12 protein-coding genes and 1 tRNA gene are annotated in these 18,863 nt (G+C 51.3%); 7 read left to right on the top strand and 6 right to left on the bottom strand.

The genetic code is table 11. The annotated features are described in order from the left end of the window. Positions 1-390: 390 nt before the first annotated feature. The 3 genes from EV680_RS10860 to EV680_RS10850 all read right to left on the bottom strand — a co-directional run bounded on the left by EV680_RS10860 (position 391) and on the right by EV680_RS10850 (position 3,000). Positions 391-1,125, bottom strand: a complete 735-nt coding sequence (locus EV680_RS10860; RefSeq protein ID WP_132954766.1) for a LytR/AlgR family response regulator transcription factor — start codon at positions 1,123-1,125, stop codon at positions 391-393. Positions 1,126-1,586: 461 nt separating this feature from the next. After that, a tRNA-Met gene (locus EV680_RS10855) sits at positions 1,587-1,663 on the bottom strand. A 140-nt stretch (positions 1,664-1,803) separates the two neighbouring features. Next, positions 1,804-3,000, bottom strand: coding sequence for a calcium-binding protein (locus EV680_RS10850; RefSeq protein WP_132954765.1), 1,197 nt, complete (start codon positions 2,998-3,000; stop codon positions 1,804-1,806). Between the two features lie 310 nt (positions 3,001-3,310). On the opposite strand from EV680_RS10850, the gene EV680_RS12150 reads away from it, so the two are divergent. Then, positions 3,311-7,642, top strand: a complete 4,332-nt coding sequence (locus tag EV680_RS12150) for a DUF3418 domain-containing protein (protein WP_132954764.1) — start codon at positions 3,311-3,313, stop codon at positions 7,640-7,642. 20 nt (positions 7,643-7,662) lie between these two features. Continuing rightward, the gene (locus tag EV680_RS10840; protein WP_132954763.1) at positions 7,663-10,386 is read left to right on the top strand and encodes an ATP-binding domain-containing protein; all 2,724 of its coding nucleotides are present in this window, start codon (positions 7,663-7,665) and stop codon (positions 10,384-10,386) included. Between the two features lie 203 nt (positions 10,387-10,589). Here the strand turns inward: EV680_RS10840 and EV680_RS10835 are convergent, their stop codons facing one another. Then, positions 10,590-11,264, bottom strand: coding sequence for a hypothetical protein (locus tag EV680_RS10835; RefSeq protein WP_132954762.1), 675 nt, complete (start codon positions 11,262-11,264; stop codon positions 10,590-10,592). A 177-nt stretch (positions 11,265-11,441) separates the two neighbouring features. Next, positions 11,442-13,715 carry a heavy metal translocating P-type ATPase gene (locus tag EV680_RS10830; protein WP_132954761.1) on the bottom strand — a complete coding sequence of 758 codons (2,274 nt, stop codon included), beginning with the start codon at positions 13,713-13,715 and terminating at the stop codon, positions 11,442-11,444. 90 nt (positions 13,716-13,805) lie between these two features. On the opposite strand from EV680_RS10830, the gene cadR reads away from it, so the two are divergent. The 3 genes from cadR to EV680_RS10815 all read left to right on the top strand — a co-directional run bounded on the left by cadR (position 13,806) and on the right by EV680_RS10815 (position 16,806). Then, complete coding sequence (gene cadR, locus EV680_RS10825) at positions 13,806-14,261, top strand: Cd(II)/Pb(II)-responsive transcriptional regulator (protein WP_132954760.1); 456 nt, start codon at positions 13,806-13,808, stop codon at positions 14,259-14,261. 398 nt (positions 14,262-14,659) lie between these two features. Further along, complete coding sequence (locus EV680_RS10820) at positions 14,660-15,337, top strand: DUF1345 domain-containing protein (protein ID WP_132954759.1); 678 nt, start codon at positions 14,660-14,662, stop codon at positions 15,335-15,337. Between the two features lie 293 nt (positions 15,338-15,630). Continuing rightward, positions 15,631-16,806: a benzoate/H(+) symporter BenE family transporter gene (locus EV680_RS10815; RefSeq protein WP_132954758.1), complete on the top strand. Its 1,176-nt coding sequence runs from the start codon at positions 15,631-15,633 to the stop codon at positions 16,804-16,806. 123 nt (positions 16,807-16,929) lie between these two features. On the opposite strand, the gene EV680_RS10810 is transcribed toward EV680_RS10815, so the two are convergent. Then, positions 16,930-17,235 carry a hypothetical protein gene (locus tag EV680_RS10810; protein ID WP_132954757.1) on the bottom strand — a complete coding sequence of 102 codons (306 nt, stop codon included), beginning with the start codon at positions 17,233-17,235 and terminating at the stop codon, positions 16,930-16,932. Positions 17,236-17,948: 713 nt separating this feature from the next. Here EV680_RS10810 and EV680_RS10805 point away from each other — a divergent pair. Next, complete coding sequence (locus EV680_RS10805) at positions 17,949-18,305, top strand: NADH-quinone oxidoreductase subunit A (RefSeq protein WP_132954756.1); 357 nt, start codon at positions 17,949-17,951, stop codon at positions 18,303-18,305. Beyond that, the gene (locus EV680_RS10800) at positions 18,296-18,772 is read left to right on the top strand and encodes a NuoB/complex I 20 kDa subunit family protein (protein WP_132954755.1); all 477 of its coding nucleotides are present in this window, start codon (positions 18,296-18,298) and stop codon (positions 18,770-18,772) included. Before EV680_RS10805 ends, EV680_RS10800 begins: the two co-directional genes overlap by 10 nt. The last annotated feature ends 91 nt before the right edge of the window (positions 18,773-18,863 follow it).

The following is an 18,863-nucleotide window of genomic DNA, read 5'->3' as shown; positions in this document are numbered from 1 at the left end:
GAAGAAGGCGCAGCCGGCGGTGAAGAAGTAGGCTGCCGCTTGGCCGGCGGCCTTGGGCATGCGTATGCTGGGGGCTTGCAGTCTGCCGGTATCTGCGCTGTGGTTTGACAAGGTGAAATTTGATAAGGTGAAGGAGCAGGCCGTCTGAACGATCGGGTTCGGACGGCCTGTTTGTTGTGGGTGGGGTAGCCGTAGTTGTTTGCGTGGTGCTCGATTGGGGGCGATGGGGGCGCGATTGGCAAGCAGGGAGCAGAGAAGCGTTCAGACGGCGTGTTTTATATATGTGCGGTGACAGCTTAAGGTTTAACCGTGTTTACGCGGGAGCCGGAAGAGAAAAGGCCGTCTGAAAGGTTTCAGACGGCATTGGAAGAGGTTTATCGATTGAAAAATTTAATGCCCATCGCGCAGAATTTTCCGTATGGCAGAAAGTTGGCGGCGGCTGACGGTAAGCGGTTCTTCCACATCCAGCACTTTTGCGCCCCAGCTGGCATTGCCTTCATCTTCTTCGCCGCTATCTAAGCGCAGCAGGCAATCGAGCGTGTGGCGGAATACCAAGGCATTGCGGTGCACCCGGATAATTTTTTCGCCGAGCAGCTCTTCCCAATAAACCAAGGTTTTGGGCAGCTCATAAGACTCGCCTTCACCGGTAAACAGAAAAACGGTTTTATGCTCAGCCAATAAGTAGCGGGCTTGCTGCCAAGGAATTTCCACCATTCGATCGCGGTTGAATACTTTGAAATGGGTGAAATCGTCTTCCTGCTCTTTGATTTTTTCGTTAACGCGCGCCAATGCTGTTTGCAGACGTGATAATTTAATCGGTTTGAGCAGGTAATCTGCGGCGGCCAATTCGAATGCGCGCAAAGCATGTTCTTCATAGGCGGTTGTAAAGATGATTTCCGGTTGTTTCTTTGCGATGCGTTTGATGCGTTCAACGAGCTCCAAGCCGGTAATTTCGGGCAAGCCGATATCGGCGAACACAATGTCGGCTTCATGCATGCTGAGCCAATCGAGGGCGGGCTGGGCATGATGGAATGTTTTCAATAAAACGATGTTGCACTCATCCAGCAATACGCGCAAACGTTCAGAGGCCAACACTTCGTCTTCTACAATAATCGCACTTGGCATAGTCGTGTGTATGGTTGTTGGTTGTTATTGTTTATATCGTATCCTGAACAATTATTTATATCAATAATAATTTATTTTGAGTGCGCTGATGCAAGAAGGAGATTTGTGGAAAAACAAGAAATTTAAAGATTTTATGAAATTTAATTGCCAATAAATCTTTAATATAAATATAAAACATTTATATTTTAAAAAAATAAACACATAAAATTTAATAAGCATATTTTACTTGCTACTTGCTGTCCTGTAATAATGCCTACTCAAAAAAGCAAAATAAAAAATAGCGAATTTATTGTTGCTTTTGTGGATTTTGTGAGCAGGCAGCATTTGGCCATCTATTCTGCACAGGCCGTCTGAAAAGTTTCAGACGGCCTGTGCAGGCTTGCTTTCATGGCCACTGATTTGATTGGGTATGAAAACAATGGCTATAAAAAAACACCGCTTAGAAAGCGGTGTTTTGATATTGGTTGCGGGGGCAGGATTCGAACCTACGACCTTCGGGTTATGAGCCCGACGAGCTACCATGCTGCTCCACCCCGCGTCTGAAGAATGAAACTATATCAAGTATCTTGAGTGGTGTCAACATTTTTAATAAAACAACGCCATTAAAATAAAAACGGGCATTGAAATGCCCGTTTGATGTATTGGTGCGCGGAAAAGCCACCCGTTGCAGATGCGGCTCTAAATCACCGCTGCGGTTTGGGCGGCCTGCTCCTGCACCATGGCGGCCAAAGAAGCACCGCTTACGGATGCGCCGTAGCTGCTGTGGTTGAATGCGGCATTGATTTGTTCGTTGCTCACTGAAATATCGTTGCTGTTGAAGCTGAGCATTTCAATTTGATTTTGCTCGCCGTAAAACCAGTTTTTCACGGTGATGCTGTCGCCTTTGCCGGCGCTGATAATTAAGTTGCCGTGGCTGGCGGTGAAGCACAAATCGGTCAGGCAGATGTCGCTCTTGAATTCGATGCGGTCGGTGTCGCAGGGGTCGCCGCAATCGACGATGGTGTCGTGGCCGTAATTTTTGCCGTAGATATAAGTGTCGCCGCCGGCGCCGCCGTTTAACCAGTCGTTGCCGTAGCCGCCATCAAGCACATCGCAGCCGTTGCCGCCATCGAGGCAGTCGGCATCGTTGCTGCCGTAGAGGTTGTCGTCGCCATCTTCTCCATATAAGGCATCGCGGCCGCCGCCGCCAATCAAAATATCATCGCCTGCGCCGCCATATAAAACGTCATTGCCGCTGCCGCCGTCGAGCCAGTCATTGCCCTCGCCGCCATAGAGCTTGTCGGCACCTGCGCCACCGCTCAATTTGTCGTCGCCATGCTCTCCATACAGTACATCGCAGCCCTCGCCGCCGTTTAAGGTGTCGCAGCCATCGCCGCCATAGAGTTTATCGTTGCCACCACCACCGTTGATCACGTTGTCGGCCGCATTGCCGCTGATGATATTGTCGAGATTGTTGCCGTTTAAGGTGAGTGCTTTATCGCCGGCCGCCACCAGATTTTCCACATGGTTACCCAAGGTGTAGTCAATATATGAAATCACCGTGTCGTTGCCTTGCCACAAGCATTCGCTGACTACATCGCATTCATCATCCACCACATAAACATCATCGCCCCAACCGCCGATCATGGTGTCGGCACCTTTGCCGCCATCAAGATAGTCGTTGCCGGCTAAGCCTTTGAGCGTGTCGTTGCCATCGCCGCCAAATAATTTATCGTTAAACCATGTGCCGGTGATGCTGTCGTTGCCTTTGGTGCCGATGGCGTCTACGCCGCATTCTGCATTTTTAGTGCGGCTAACACACACGTTGTAGCCTTTGCTGCCACCCCAAGCGCCCCAAAAGGGCACTTTGATGCCGCTCCATGAATAATAAGACATATTTAATCTCCATATGGACAGAATAAAAAAGCTCGGGTGCCGATAGATTTTCGCAGCACCGTAAACATGATATATATGACATATGAAAATATTGTCATAAAAATGCCGATGGTCTTTTTAATGGATGAGCGGTAATGTCTGATTTATCAAGATGGTTATGATTAATAATATTTTTATGTCATCGATTTTCAAATAACGTGGAGATGATTACTTGATGAGGGAGCGAGCCGGTTGTATACGCATCAATGCATGGTAGCAAAGATAGTTTGCTATAATGTTTCTTTAAAATCTGCTCTGTTTTCATGCCTGTATGCCATCCCCCGATTTAAACCAAACCCTCAGCAAAGACCGCCATTTTCTGCAACAAGCTCTGCGCAATCCCAAGCGTTTCGGCGGGGCGGAGGCGGTGCAGCAGAAATACCAAAAATCCCACCAAGCTTATTTGCAGCGGTTGGCCAATCTGCCGCAGCCGCATTACGACAACACTTTGCCGGTGCACGAGCGGCGTGAAGACATCAAGCGGGCGATTGCGGAAAATCAGGTGGTGATTATCTGCGGCGAAACTGGCTCGGGCAAAACCACGCAATTGCCGAAAATCTGCCTCGAATTAGGACGCGGGGTGGCGGGCTTAATCGGGCACACGCAGCCGCGCCGTTTGGCCGCGCGTTCGGTGGCCGAGCGCATTGCCGAAGAATTGAATAGCGATATCGGCAGCATCGTGGGCTATAAAGTGCGCTTTAACGACCACACTTCGCGCGATGCCCATATCAAGCTGATGACCGACGGCATTTTGCTGGCCGAAACCCAAACCGACCGCTTTTTGAGCGCCTACGACACCATCATCATCGACGAAGCGCACGAGCGCAGCCTGAACATTGATTTTCTTTTAGGCTACCTGAAACAATTGCTGCCGCGCCGCCCCGATTTAAAAGTGATTATTACCTCGGCCACGATTGATGCCGAGCGTTTCAGCCGCCATTTTGCGCCGGCGGGTGTGCCTGCCAAAATCGTTTCAGGCAGCCTTAATCAAGCGAAAAGGCCGTCTGAAAATGCCGTAGGTCGTATTCTCGAATCCGACAAATCCCGTTCAGACGGCATCAATCTCGTGTCGGATACCAATATCCAACCTACAACGCTACCTGAAACATCCGCTCAAGGCGCCCCCGTGCTCGAAGTATCCGGCCGCACTTATCCCGTCGAAATCCGCTATCGCCCGCTGGCCGAAACCGATGAAGACGAAGCCGAAATCGACATGCCCGATGCGATTGTCGATGCCGCCGACGAGCTGGCGCGGCTGGGCAACGGCGATATTTTGGTGTTTCTGCCGGGCGAGCGCGAAATCCGCGAAGCCGCCGAAGCGCTGCGCAAATCGCCGCTGCGGCGCAATGATGAAATCCTGCCGCTGTTTGCGCGTTTGTCTAACGCCGAGCAGCACAAAATTTTCCACCCCGGCGGCGGCAAACGGCGCATTGTGTTGGCCACCAATGTGGCCGAAACCTCGCTCACTGTGCCCGGCATCCGCTATGTCATCGACACCGGCTTGGCGCGGGTGAAGCGCTATTCCGCCCGCGCCAAGGTGGAGCAGCTGCATGTGGAAAACATTTCCCAAGCCGCCGCGCGCCAGCGTGCCGGGCGCTGCGGCCGTGTGGCGGCGGGCGTATGCATCCGTTTGTATGCGGAAGACGATTTTGCCCAGCGCCCCGAATTTACCGACCCCGAAATCATCCGCAGCAATCTGGCGGCGGTGATTTTGCGCATGGCGGCGCTGAAATTGGGCGATGTGGCCGCGTTTCCGTTTTTAGAAGCGCCCGATGCCCGCTATATCAACGACGGCTTTCAAGTGCTGCTGGAGCTGGGCGCGGTAAACGAGCGCAACGAGCTTACTAAAATCGGCGAACAAATGGCGTGCCTGCCGGTCGACCCGAAAGTGAGCCGCATGTTGTTGGCGGCGCAAAAACACGCTTGCATGGCCGAAATGCTGGTGATTGTGGCCGCGCTGTCGATTCAAGACCCGCGCGAGCGCCCGCTGGAAGCGCGCGAAGCCGCCAACAAAGCGCACGAACGCTTTACCGACAAACAATCCGATTTTCTGGCCTATCTGAATATTTGGGATTCGTTTCAGCGCGAACGCGAGCGCGGCCTGAGCAACAAACAATTGGTGCAATGGTGTCACCAATATTTCCTCTCTCACTTGCGCATGCGCGAATGGCGCGAGCTGCACCAGCAATTGGCGCAAATTGCCATCGAGCTGGGCTTGGTAACCAAAGAAAATGCGTTCAGACGGCCTCAAACCGTGGAACAGCTCAGGCCGTCTGAACGCAGCGGCGACCAAGATTTATCCGCCAAAATCAAGCAGCAGCAATTGGATAAAAAACAGCACCGCGCCCACATCCGCCAAGCCAAAGAAGCGGGCTACGAACAAATCCACCGCGCCCTGATTACCGGCCTGGTGGCCAATGTCGGCCTTAAATCGCCCGAAGGCCACGACTATTTGGGCGCGCGCGGCAGCCATTTTCATCTGTTCCCTGCTTCGGCCTTGTTTAAAAGCAAACCCAAATGGGTGATGGCCGCCGAGCTCACCGAAACCACCCGCCTCTACGCCCGCGACGTGGCCGGCATCGAGCCGGAATGGATCGAGCAAGAAGCGCCGCACTTGGTGAAATACCATTATTTCGAGCCGCATTGGTCGCAAAAGCGCGGCGAAGTGGTGGCCAGCGAACGCGTTACCTTCTACGGCCTCACCGTGCTGCCGCGCCGCCCCGTGGCCTATGGAAAAGTAGCGCCCGCAGAAGCGCGCGAGCTGTTTATCCGCGGCGCCTTGGTGGCGCAAGAAGCCGATATCCAGGCCGCCTTTTTTGCCCACAACAAAAAGCTGATTAAAGACATCGCCGCGCTGGAACACAAATCGCGCAAACAAGACGTGCTGGTAGACGAAGAAGCCCTGTTTGATTTCTACAACCAAAGGCTACCTGAAAACTATATGCCGTCTGAAAACGGTGTACGGCCTGAAACGCCTGCCGTAGGTCGGATTCTCGAATCCGACAACCACACCCAGCTACCTATTCCCTCCCCCCGTGGGGGAGGGCTAGGGAGAGGGCAGCAAGCCAAAGGCTTGCCTAACCAACCTCGCCCTAAGCCCCAAACCCCGCAACCCCTAGCCGACTTGCGCACCTTCCAAACTTGGCTCAAGCAAGCCGAACAAGCCAACCCGCGCCTGCTCTTCCTCAGCCGCGACGACCTCATGCAACACGCCGCCGCCCACGTTACCGAAGCGCAATTCCCACCGCATTGGCAAAACGCCGACGGCAAATTCAAGCTCAGCTACCGCTTCGAGCCGCACCACCCGCTGGATGGCGTTACCCTCACCATCCCGCTGCCCGTGCTCAATCGCCTCAACCCCGCCGCGCTCGAATGGCTGGTGCCCGGCATGATACGCGAAAAATTACAGCTATTAATCAAAGCCCTGCCCAAACAAATCCGCCGCATCTGCGTGCCCGTGCCCGACTTTATCACCCGCTTTTTGGCCGATAATCCCGACCAAAACGCCCCCATTCAGCCGCAGCTTGCCCAAGCCATCGCCAAAAGCGCCGGCGATATGCGCCTGATCGAGCAAATCGACATGGCCGCCTGGCAAGCCTTCAGGCTACCTGAACACAGCTATTTCAACATCCGCGTGATTGACGATGGCGGCCAAGAGCTGGCCATGGCGCGCGACCTGATCGAGCTGCAAAACCAGCTCGGCCAAGCCGCCGCCGTTACCTTTCGCGACAACAGCAGCGACTTCGAGCGCGACAACCTCACCAACTGGGACATCGGCAAACTGCCCGAAAAAATCCAGTTCGCCCGCGGCAAACAGCAGCTCACCGGCTACCTCGGCCTGCAACAGCAAAAAAACGGCAGCATTGCCCTGCGCCTGTTCGACACCCCCGAAGCCGCCGCAGCCGCCCACCGCCAAGGCAGCATCGCCCTCATGGCCTTGCAGCTCAAAGAGCAAGTGAAAGACCTGAACAAAGGCCTGCCCGATTTCACCCCAACCGCCATGCTGCTCAAACACTTAGGCGTAGACAACCTGCGCGAAGACATCACCGCCGCCGTGCTCGACCGCGCCCTGATGGGCGAAGACACCCCGCCGCGCGACGAAAAAGCCTTTAAAGAACAAATCAAACGCGCCCGCAGCCGCCTGCCCGCCGTCAAAGAAGCCCTCAATCGCTACCTGCTCGCCACCGCGCAAGCCTATAGCGAGCTCAACAGCAAAATCGGCCGCCACCCCCTCGCCCACACCCTGCGCAGCCAACTCGAGGCCCTGATTTATCCCGGTTTCGCCCACGCCATACCGTGGCAACAGTGGCCGCGCCTGCCCATTTATTTACAAGCCATGCAAAAACGCATGGAAAAATACAGCCCCAACCCCGCCCGCGACCAAGCCCGCGAAGCCGATGTGCAGGAACTGCTGGCGATGTGGCAAGAAAAAGTAGATGCCTTGCAAAAACAAAACCAACCCCTTTCAGACGGCCTGCTGGGGTTTAGATGGCAGATTGAAGAACTGCGTGTGTCGCTGTTTGCGCAGGAGTTGAAAACGCCGATGCCGGTGTCGGTGAAGCGGTTGCAAAAAGAATGGGAAAAGGTTAATTTATATACTTAAAGATACATAGGGAGAATTTTATGGAACAAGCCATTCCGAGCTTGAATAAAGCAGTAGAAACTACTTTAAAAGTGATTAAAGAGGTTGAGAAAAAAGCATTATTAGATGTTCAGGATTTGCAAAGTTCAAACTATTCTGAAGTCATCAATCAAAATAATTGGACTGATTCGTCAAAAAAACAATCAGAAGAAATTAGAAAGCAGAATATTGTAGAGGCTAAATTATTGAAAGAAAGCCCTACTTTTCTCCGCATTGATGCAGAAGATATAGACGGTAATTATGCCCATACCTTTTATATTGCCCCAGCTATAGTAGGGAGGCTTTCTTCCTGTACGAAAAATAATCAAACCCATATTGTAAGTATTAAATCTCCATTAGGAAAAATTAGTAGTCTAAATTTTGAAGATGAGTTTACATTTGATGGAGTTGATTATTATATTAGTCGAAAAATTCGATACACCCCCGCCAAATTGCAAAATGATGACTGGGATGGATTTTCTGTAAATATTATTGCTGATCAAAACCAGCCCATTTTAATTGATAAGTTGTCTGAACTGCTCAATTTATCTACAGATGAAGATTTTCAAAAGTTAGCTGCTGAAGTATTGAAATACTCTCAAACTGTTGATGGGCAGTTGAAACAGTTGCAAATAAATTTACGAGATACGATTTCTTTGCGTGAGCAAGCAATATTAGACAAACAGCAGAGTGAAATTTTCCGTAAACCAATTTCAGCACAGATAATTTTGCTTGGACCACCTGGAACGGGGAAAACAACGACCTTAATTAAACGGTTAGGATTAAAAATTTATAATGAAAGAGAGAATTTCCTACCTGAAGAGCAAAATATTTTAAGCAAATTAGGAAAAAACTCATTTGACCAGTGGTTAATGTTTACGCCATCAGACTTATTAAAAGGATATTTAAAAGAAGCTTTTAATGCAGAGGGAATTGCTACATATAAAAAAATTCACTTGTGGAAAGATTTTGCTGGTGACCTTGCTCGTCAAGATTTTAAAATTTTAAATCGTCCAGATTTTAAAAGCGGTTTTACACTAGAAAAACAGAATGAATTTGTCCAACAGTCGGTAATTGAAAATCCATTAGAATGGATTGAATCATTTGTTGTTTATTTAGATGGGAAATTAACAATAGAACTAAAAAAAGGGCATGAAATTTTAGAGAAATATAATATTAATTTGGTAAATAACCTAACAGTTGAAATTTCATCCATTGTTAATTCAGAAAGCAAAATTGAGGAGAAATATCGAAAATTATTTGAATATCAAAAAAAGGTTCAGGCCGCTGTGAAAATAGAAAAAGAGTACAGCAATAAAATTACTCAAGAGGAGTTGAATTTATTAAGTAACCGCCATAGTGGAATTTTAGAAAATTTTAAAATATTCTTAAAATCTATTCAAGCGAATGATAATTCTCATGAAGATGTAGATGATGAGTTTGATATGGATGATGAAGAGGAACTTTCTCTATCTGAGACTGAAATTAATTCAGAATATAAAAAATTTTTAAGATCATATGCGCGACAGCTATTTCAGAAACAAAAAATTGATCCGAATAGCAAGGTCGGAAAAATCGCTGAATGGTTGGGAGAGAAATTGCCCAATCAAGAGCAATTGGAACTATTAGGCAAGAGTGCAACTATACAAAATAGTCTTAACAGATTTATAAATTCATATACGAAGTATTATAAAAGCATAGTGAAAAACTATAAGCAATTTAGACGGCAAAAGCAATTTGATAAATTCTATACAGAAGGAATTGTAATTAATAAAATTAGTTATGCCGAAATTGATTTTCTTTTGTTTGTATTTATCACAAGAATGAAATATTTAATAAGCCAAAATTATATTAAAAATAATATAGAGCATATCCGTGATATTAACTATATCCAGCAAAATGTTTTTGTTGACCAGGTGGTTGTTGACGAGGCAACCGATTTTTCTGCCTTGGAGTTGGCATGTATGCAGAGATTAAGCAGGCCAGAAATAAATGCTTTCGTGGCTTGTGGTGATTTCAACCAACGATTGGAAGGTAAAGGAATAAAAAATAAAGAATTATTACAATGGATTAGTCCATCAATAGAGTTGCAGTATATAAATACTACATATAGGCAAACATGTAGTTTGAATGAGTTTTCTCATCATTTATTAACTTTGATGGAAGATTATGATGATAAGTCAAAAGCAGAATTGCCCAAGCACTCTATATTATTTAAAGGCATGAAACCTACAATGCTGGAAAATGGTAAAAACTTTGCAAACTCTTTATCATGGGTTTCTGAACGGATTGAGGAAATAGAAATTTTAGTAAATAAGCATCAACAGATAGCAAAAATGCCTACGATTGTCATTCTTACTAAAACTGATGATGATGTTGATAATGTGGCTGAAATATTAGATGAATACTTATCGGAGATAAATCATTCTGCTGTTCCTTGTAAAAATGGGCAGATTTGGGGAAATGAAAATGCTATCAAGGTATGTAGTATTAAATATATTAAAGGCCTTGAGTTTGAAGCAGTATTTTTTCTAGATGTAGATGAAATGATAAAAACATATCCTGATTTATATCAAAAATATTTGTATGTGGGATCAACTCGTGCCGCAACATTCTTAGGGTTAACTTTTCAAGAGGAATTGCCATTAGAGATGGAGCCATTACGTAGCTTATTTGCCGAATCTTGGTCTTTAGAGGAACTTGAAAATAGTATGGAAAGAAAATAGCCAGCAAGCGTAACTACGGTTAGCCGCTGTAAGTGGCATAACCGTACACATAAAAGCTTAATGCCGTCTGAAAATCCGTTTCAGACGGCATTGTTTTTTACAAATTTGCATGTTTCCCGCACTACATCACGTACGGTTGCCGCATACCGCCTAACCGTACCTATACCCTATTTTGCAAACGGGTGTAGCGAAAAAACCGGCCTCTACAATGGCTCCAAACATGCCCAACGCGGCGGCGGGCTAAGGGCAAAGTCCAAGGTGAGGTTGGGTGCCGGGCTGTAGTCGGCCTTGCCAAAGGCGCCCACTTCCACCCATAAGGGCTTTTTGCCCGGCAAGGTGAGTTGATAAACTTGGGCAGACATATACTCGGCTTCTTCGCTATTGCGCGGGCACTCGCCGCGTGTTTGCACGATTTTTGTGCCTTCAGGCAGCCATTGTTGCAGCAGCGGCCGGTAATCGTGGGCAATCAGGCTGTCGCCATCGCGCAGATAAACCGTCCAATACATGCCATACATCCCCTGCTGATCGCCACCCACGGTAACGTCGGCTTCTTTGGCCCAAGCCAATGGTTTGAGCGTGCCGTCACGATAATAAGCGCCTTGGCTCGGGCGCTGGCCTGCCGCATCGTGCCACAGCACTTTTTTGCCCCATTCCAAAGCCGACAAGCGCACATGGCGCACATGCCATTGCGACCACGGTGAGGCGGCCTCAGCGGTGCCGGCTGTTTGTGCTAGGCTGAGCACCGAATCGCCCAAAGCCTCCCTTAAAGCCGCATCATGCAGGCTGCTGCGAAACGGCATGTTTTGTGCTTCGGCTTTGGGGCTGGCCGCCATGCCGCTCAAGCAGGCGGCGGTGGCCAATAACAATATGGGTTTCATAGGGGTTTGCTCCGTGGCTGTTTTGGCTGTTTCAGGCTGCCTGAAAGCATAGAATCTTAATGCCGTCTGAACAAGCCATTTCAGACGGCATGGTTTTATTTTTACAACACTGTGTTTTCCCTGCTCGGCATGCACATGGTTACGCCGCTGCGGCGGCGAACCGTACCTACCCAGCCCCTATTTCCGCAACAAGCGCAAGCCATTGCCCACCACCAATAAGCTGGCGCCGACATCGGCAAACACGGCCATCCACATGGTGCCGAAGCCGGCAATGGTAAGGGCGAGGAAGACGGCTTTGATGGCCAGCGCCAACACAATGTTTTGCACCAACACGGCATGGGTGGCTTGGGATAGGCGCACAAAGGCGGGGATTTTGCGCAAGTCGTCGTCCATCAGCGCCACATCGGCGGTTTCGATGGCGGTGTCGGTGCCCATGGCGCCCATGGCAAAGCCGATATCCGCACGCGCTAGGGCGGGCGCATCGTTGATGCCGTCGCCCACCATGCCTACAGCACCTTCGGCGGCCAGCTTTTCCACTGCGGCCAGTTTTTCTTGCGGCAGCTGGTCGCCATAAGCGCGATCGATGCCGACTTGGGCGGCGATGGCGGCGGCGGTGTGCGGGTTGTCGCCGCTGAGCATTAAGGTATTGATGCCCAGTTGGTGCAGTTGGGCGATGGCTTCGCGGCTGCTTTCTTTCACCGTGTCGGCCACGGCAAACAGCGCCAACACTTGCACCTCATCGGCCAGCAACACCACGGTTTTGCCCTCGCGCTCGAGCGCAGCCAAACGGTTTTCCAGTTCGGCGCTGCATAGGCCGCGCTCGTGGATTAAGCGGTGGTTGCCCAGCACATAATGGACACCATCGATTTCGCCTTGCACGCCGCGCCCGGCAAGTGCGGTAAATTCGTGCACCGTTTGTGTGGTGATGCCTTGCTCGGCCGCCGCGCGGGCAATTGCTTGCGAAACAGGGTGATCGGAGTGGGCGGCCAGCGAGCTTGCCAACACTTGGCCGTTTTCAGGTAGCCTATTGCCCAGCACGGCAAAATCGGTTTGCACCGGCTTGCCGTGGGTGAGCGTGCCGGTTTTGTCCAGCGCCAGCCATTTCAGCTTGCGGCCTTGCTCCAGATACACGCCGCCCTTCACCAAAATGCCTTTGCGCGCGGCGGCGGCCAGCCCGCTGACAATGCTCACCGGGGTGGAAATCACCAGCGCACACGGGCAGGCAATCACCAGCAACACCAGCGCCTTATACACCCATTCGCCCCACGCCTCGCCCAGCAGCAAGGGCGGCACCACGGCAATCAGCGCGGCAATGGCCAGCACGGCAGGGGTATAGATTTGTGCAAAGCGGTCGACAAAACGCTGTGTCGGCGCTTTCACGCCCTGCGCAGCTTCCACCGCATGAATGATGCGCGCCAAAGTAGAATGGCTGGCGGCGGCGGTTACGCGGTATTCCAGCGAGCCGGCCTGATTGATGGTGCCGGCAAACACGGCATCGCCACGGCTTTTTTCCACCGGCAGGCTCTCGCCGGTAATCGGCGCTTGGTCTACCGTGGAGCTGCCGCGCACGATTTCGCCGTCCAGCCCGATGCGCTCGCCCGGTTTCACCCGCACCATGCTGCCCACCGCCACATTGGCTGCCGCGATTTCCTGCCAACTGCCATCGGCTTGCTGCACGGTGGTGGTGTCGGGTGCCAGCGACATCAGCCCGGCAATGGCGTTGCGGGCGCGGTCGAGCGAGCGGGCTTCAATCAATTCGGCCAACGTAAACAACACCATCACCATCGCCGCTTCCGACCAATGGCCAATCACAATGGCGCCGGTAACGGCAATGCTCATCAGCGCATTGATATTCAGGCTGCCGCTTTTTATCGACACCCAGCCCTTTTTATAGGTGCCCAAGCCGCACAAAGCCACCGCCACCAGCGCCAGCGCGGCGCTGAGCCACGCCGTATAGCCCAGCCAGTCGGCACTTTCCGACAACAGCGCCGCCACCCCGGCCACAATCAGCGGCCACAGCGGCTTTTTGTTTTCTGCCGCCAGCGCCAGTTTGCCGCTGCCATCGGCCAATTCCGGCTCGAAGCCGAGCGCACGCAACGCCGCCAATATCTGCTCGAGGCTTTCCGGCGTGTGCACCACCGTGAGCACCCGCTGCATCAGGTTGAATTCGAGGCTTTTTACTTGCGTCATGTCGCCCAGTTTTTTGCGGATTAATGCTTCTTCGGTGGGGCAATCCATCTGCATAATGCGTATGGCCGTCTGAAGATGGCCGTCTATCGTTGTTGCCGCCGCCAGCGGGGTGAACGGGGTTGTTGTTGTTGTGTGATTATGACTGCCGCAGCAAGCGCTTTCATTTGCCGCTGCTTCGGCGTGCTGGTGCGCATGATTGTGGCCGCAGCTCACAGCGGCATCTTGCTTATGTTGGTGTGGGTGTTGGCCGCATCGGCTCATGGCGTTTCCTTTCCTGCCTGCCTGTTTCGGTATAGAATCGCCATTAAATACCCTGTAGCGGCTACAGGGTCAAGCACAAAGGAAATCGGCATGAAAATCGGCGAACTGGCCAAACAAACCGGCTGCGCGGTGGAAACCATCCGCTACTACGAACACGAAGGCCTGCTGCCGCCCGCAACACGCAATCCGGCCAACAACTACCGCGAATACGGCGCCGCACATCTGGAGCGGCTGGTGTTTATCCGCCGCTGCCGCACGCTGGAAATGACGCGCCAAGAAATCCGCGAGCTGCTGCACGCCCGCGCCGAGCCCAACGCCAGCTGCACCACCATCAACAGCCTGATCGATGAACACATCACCCATGTGCAAGCGCGCGTGGCCGAACTCAAAGCACTGGAGCAGCAATTAATCCAGCTGCGCCGTCAATGCCACGACGCCCGAGCCAATCGCGATTGCGGCATTTTGCGCAGCCTGGATCACAGCGTTACCGACAGCCCGGCTACACCTGCCCCACACCACAGCGAGCTGGCAAAACCGTTGGCTTGAAAGCGAATGCCCGCCAACCTCTTTATATGATGGAGCAGCTATTGCCGCTATTCAGCTGCGTAGGTACGATTAGCCGTAAAACGGCGTAATCGTACGCATGAAAATAAAGCTGCCTAAATGTGCTTTCAGGCAGCTTTATTGTTGAAATGCTTGATTTTCTACGATTCGTGCGTGCGGTTACGGCGTGCCGCCTAACCGTACCCGCCCATTTTTCTCCTGCTGTGTCGTATCCCTACATTTGCCGTTACATTGATTTATTCCGCATGCAATCACATTTTTTCATCCAACGTATGCTTACCGCGCGCCGTCTGCTTACCGTTGCGTTTATTGGGCTTGTGCGCAATGATATGCCCTTAGGGTTCATTATTTGAAATAACATTTTAATCAAAGGAAGTGCTATGCCGCAAAGCCCGTTTTTTTCCATCTGGCGCTACCGCCGCCGTTTGCTGCTGGGCTTGATGGCCGGTATGGCGGCGTGGCTGATATTACAGGCGCTGCCTTTGCCGCTGGCGGGGGTGACACGGGCGATTGCAGCGTTTGATGTCGGCGTGGCGGTGTATTTGGGCTTGGTGTTTGCGCTGATGCGTGCGGCCGATAAGCAAACTTTGCTGGCGCGGGCGCATTTGGAAGACGAGGGCGGCCGCACGATTTTGCTGCTTACCGCCGGTGCGGCGGCGATGTCGCTGCTGGCGATTGCGCTGGAGCTGGGCATCAGCCAGCAAGCGCAAGGCATGGCGCGCGCCGCGCATGTGTTGCTCACGGTGGCGACGATTTTTTTGTCGTGGCTGTTTACGCATGTGATGTTTGCGCTGCACTATGCGCGCATGTATTACCGCGATGTGATGCACGGGCGCTCGCCGTGTTTGCTGTTTCCGGAAAGCAAGCCGCAACCGGATTATTGGGATTTTGTTTACTTCGCCTGCGTGATCGGCACTTCGGGGCAAACCGCCGATGTGAGCCTGGCTTCTTCTGCCGTGCGGCGTGTGGGGCTGCTGCATTGCGTGTTGGCGTTTTTCTACAATGTGGCGGTGCTCTCGCTGCTGATTAATATTGCTTCGGGGTTGATTGGCGGCTAGGGTCTGTTCACAATTCATCCATGCGTAAGATTTTGAGGGCAAAAGCGCGTTTGCAAGGCGAAAAGCGCAGCAAGGTTGGACTCCTTGCTGCGCTTTTTGTCTTGCATCTGCATGCTCAGAAACAAAATCCCCTTCATAAACGAATTGTCAGGATGCTCTAGCGGTTGAGGCCGTCTGAAAGGTTTTCGGGCTTTCAGACGGCCTTGATTGTTTGTATTGGTATAGGCCGTCTGAACGAAAACGTTAAAATATGTTATAAATAATCCTATTTGCTTTTATCGAGCTTTATACAAATGAAGTTTAACATCTCTGCCGCTTCTTTTTCTCCCGCTCATTTTGCCGCCGCTGTGGCGGCTTTGCTCGTGTCATACGGCAGCAGCGCGGTGATTATTTTTCAGGCGGCGCAGGCGTTTGGTGCCACGGATGCGCAAATTACTTCGTGGTTTACCATTATCGGGCTGGTGTGCGGCGTGCTCACTTTGGGCTTGAGCGTGCGCTATAAAGCGCCGGTGATGATGGCTTGGTGCACGCCCGGCGCGGCTTTGATGGCGGGCATGAGCGGCATTTCGCTCAATGAAGCGGTGGCGGGCTTTATTTTTGCCGGCGGCCTGATGCTGCTGGTGTCGGCGGCGGGCTGGTTCGACCGCTTGGTGCGCCTGATTCCGGCTTCGCTGGCGGCGGCGATGTTGGCCGGTATTTTGATTAATTTCGGCAGCCGTGTGTTTACCGCCATGCAGGGGCAAACGGTGTTGGTGCTGCTGATGCTCTCCACTTATCTGCTCAGCAAAATCCGCATGCCGCGCTACAGCATTTTGCTGATGCTGCTGGTGGGATTCGGCTATGCGGCGGCGGCGGGGCTGCTCGATTGGAGCCGTTTGCAGTGGAATGCGCCTTATTTGGAATGGGTGTCGCCCGTGTTTCATATCGGGCCGATTATCAGCGTGGGCGTGCCGCTGTTTATCGCTTCTTTGGCCACGCAGAATGTGCCGGGCATGGCGATTATGCGCAGCTACGGCTACCACACGCCGGCCAAGCCACTGATCAACAGCAGCGCGGCCGCCACAGTGGTGTTTGCGCCGTTTGGTGCGTTTATGGTGAACTTGGCCGCCATCAGCGCCGCCATCTGCATGGGCAGCGATGTGGATAAAGATCCTCAGCGCCGCTATTTGGCCAATGTGTGGCTGGGGCTGCTTTATTTGCTGCTGGGTGCGGCCGGCGGCATGGTGGTGGCGCTGTTTGCCGCCTTGCCGGCCGAATTGCTGGCAGCGCTGGCGGGCATCGCCATTTTCGGCACATTGCAGGCCAATCTGCTCGGCGCCTGGCAGGATGAACCCACGCGCGAAGCTTCGCTGGTAACGCTGCTGGCATCGGCTTCGGGCATGACTTTATTCGGCATCGGCAGTGCTTTTTGGGGCTTGCTGATGGGCGTGGCGGTGTATCATTTGAATCGGAAAACCGCGCGAAAATAGCGGAGCAATCGGGTTGCGGTTTGGGTGTTGTTTTGAGTGAAATAACAGAATCATGCCGAGGCCGTCTGAAAGCTTTCAGACGGCCTCGGCATGATTATTCAGGCCGGCTTGTTTGAATCAGTTTCAGACGGCCTGCGCCACAAACCACCAACAAAGCGGCAGCAGCAATAAGGCAAATAAAGCGGTGGCCGCCTCAATCGAGAAAAAAGCTTTGCGTTTGACCATAGAGGCTTCTTCGTCGGCCAGCACCAAAAAGCCAAACAAAGCGCTCACGAAAAACATAAAGCCCGGCGGCAGAAAGGCGAGATAATGGACATCGCGGCTGATGGTGCCGAACACCGCCACAGCAGATAAGGCAAACGACACCATCAGAAGCAAAGTGCTGAAAAGAAACAGGCTCTGCCTGCTTTCGTAAAAACGGTTTAGCATGGTTCACTCCTTGATATCAGCGGGTGGGAAAATCATTCTATAGCAAAACAGCCAAACAGCCAGCCTTGTTTTGCCGTGAAAAGCTTTTTCGGAACAATATTTTGCAAAAATAAATTTTACAGCTGGAAACCATTCAAGAAAAGGCGCGGCACAAATCTGAATGGCGGAGTGCTGCCGTTTTCCAGCAAACCGTTTTCAACCAAGAAGCAAAATGGGTGCATTTTATAAAAATCCCTGCAGATGAAACGGCATTCGGGTGGAATGCCTGATGACATCAAACGGCAAGGGCTGAGCTGGGTTTCGCCGCCCGATTGGCTGCAAAACCCGTTTCCACGGCATTTTAGCCGGTGTGTATCAGGCCGTCTGAAAGCGGCGGCTCATTCGGCCGTAATAAAATGTAGTGGGCGGGAAATCGCAATAAAATGTTGTTTTGAAATTGTGAAGGCCGTCTGAAAGAAACGGATTTGGCAAAGCCGTTTATTTTAAATAGCAATTTAATTTATCGAAATATGATAATCAATAGGCGGAAAATATTTAAAGCAATAAAATAGAGATTTCATTCTATTGAATGAGAATCGTTATCTATAAGTTACTAAAAATATTAAAGAAATTTAAGAAAAAATTACAGGGCAACTTTAAAACACCCCCGAAATTAGCTACAATGAAAAGCGTTTTACCAGCATTATTTACGTTAACGATTCAGGTGTATGCACATGTTGGCCAATTATTTTCCGGTATTTATATTCATTCTTATCGGCTTGTTTGCCGGTATTCTGTTTTTAACGCTGGGCAATCTGCTCGGCCCGAAACGCCATTACCAAGAGAAAGATGCCCCGTTTGAATGCGGCTTTGAGGCTTTCGAAAATGCGCGCATGAAATTCGACGTGCGCTATTATCTGGTGGCGATTTTGTTTATTTTGTTTGATCTGGAAATCGCGTTCATGTTTCCGTGGGCGGTGGTGTTCAAAGATTTGGGCGCATTCGGTTTTTGGTCGATGTTCGTGTTTATCGTGATTCTCACGATAGGCTTTATTTATGAATGGAAAAAAGGCGCTTTAGAATGGGAATAGAAGGCGTTTTGAATAAAGGTTTTGTCACCACCAGCGCAGACACAGTGCTCAATTATGTGCGCACCGGTTCGCTCTGGCCGGTAACGTTCGGCTTGGCTTGTTGCGCGGTGGAAATGATGCAGGCGGGCGCGGCGCGCTACGACCTCGACCGCTTCGGCATTATCTTCCGCCCCTCGCCGCGCCAGTCTGATCTGATGATTGTGGCCGGCACCTTGTGTAACAAAATGGCACCCGCCCTGCGCCGCGTATACGACCAAATGGCCGAACCGCGCTGGGTGTTGTCGATGGGCTCTTGCGCCAACGGCGGCGGCTATTACCACTATTCATATTCGGTGGTGCGCGGTTGCGACCGCATTGTGCCGGTGGATGTGTATGTGCCCGGCTGCCCGCCCACGGCCGAAGCCTTGATTTACGGTTTGATTCAGTTGCAGCAGAAAATCAAACGCACTTACACCATTGCCCGCTAGGGTCTGTTCACAATTACTTGTCATAACATTGAATAAAAAGGAAAGCAGGTGTAAAAAGGGAGCTCTCACACAACCCTAATACACCTGCCAT

Origin of the sequence: Uruburuella suis (assembly GCF_004341385.1) — a bacterium.
Taxonomy (GTDB): Bacteria; Pseudomonadota; Gammaproteobacteria; order Burkholderiales; family Neisseriaceae; genus Neisseria; species Neisseria suis.
This window is presented reverse-complemented; position numbering and strand designations above follow the sequence as displayed.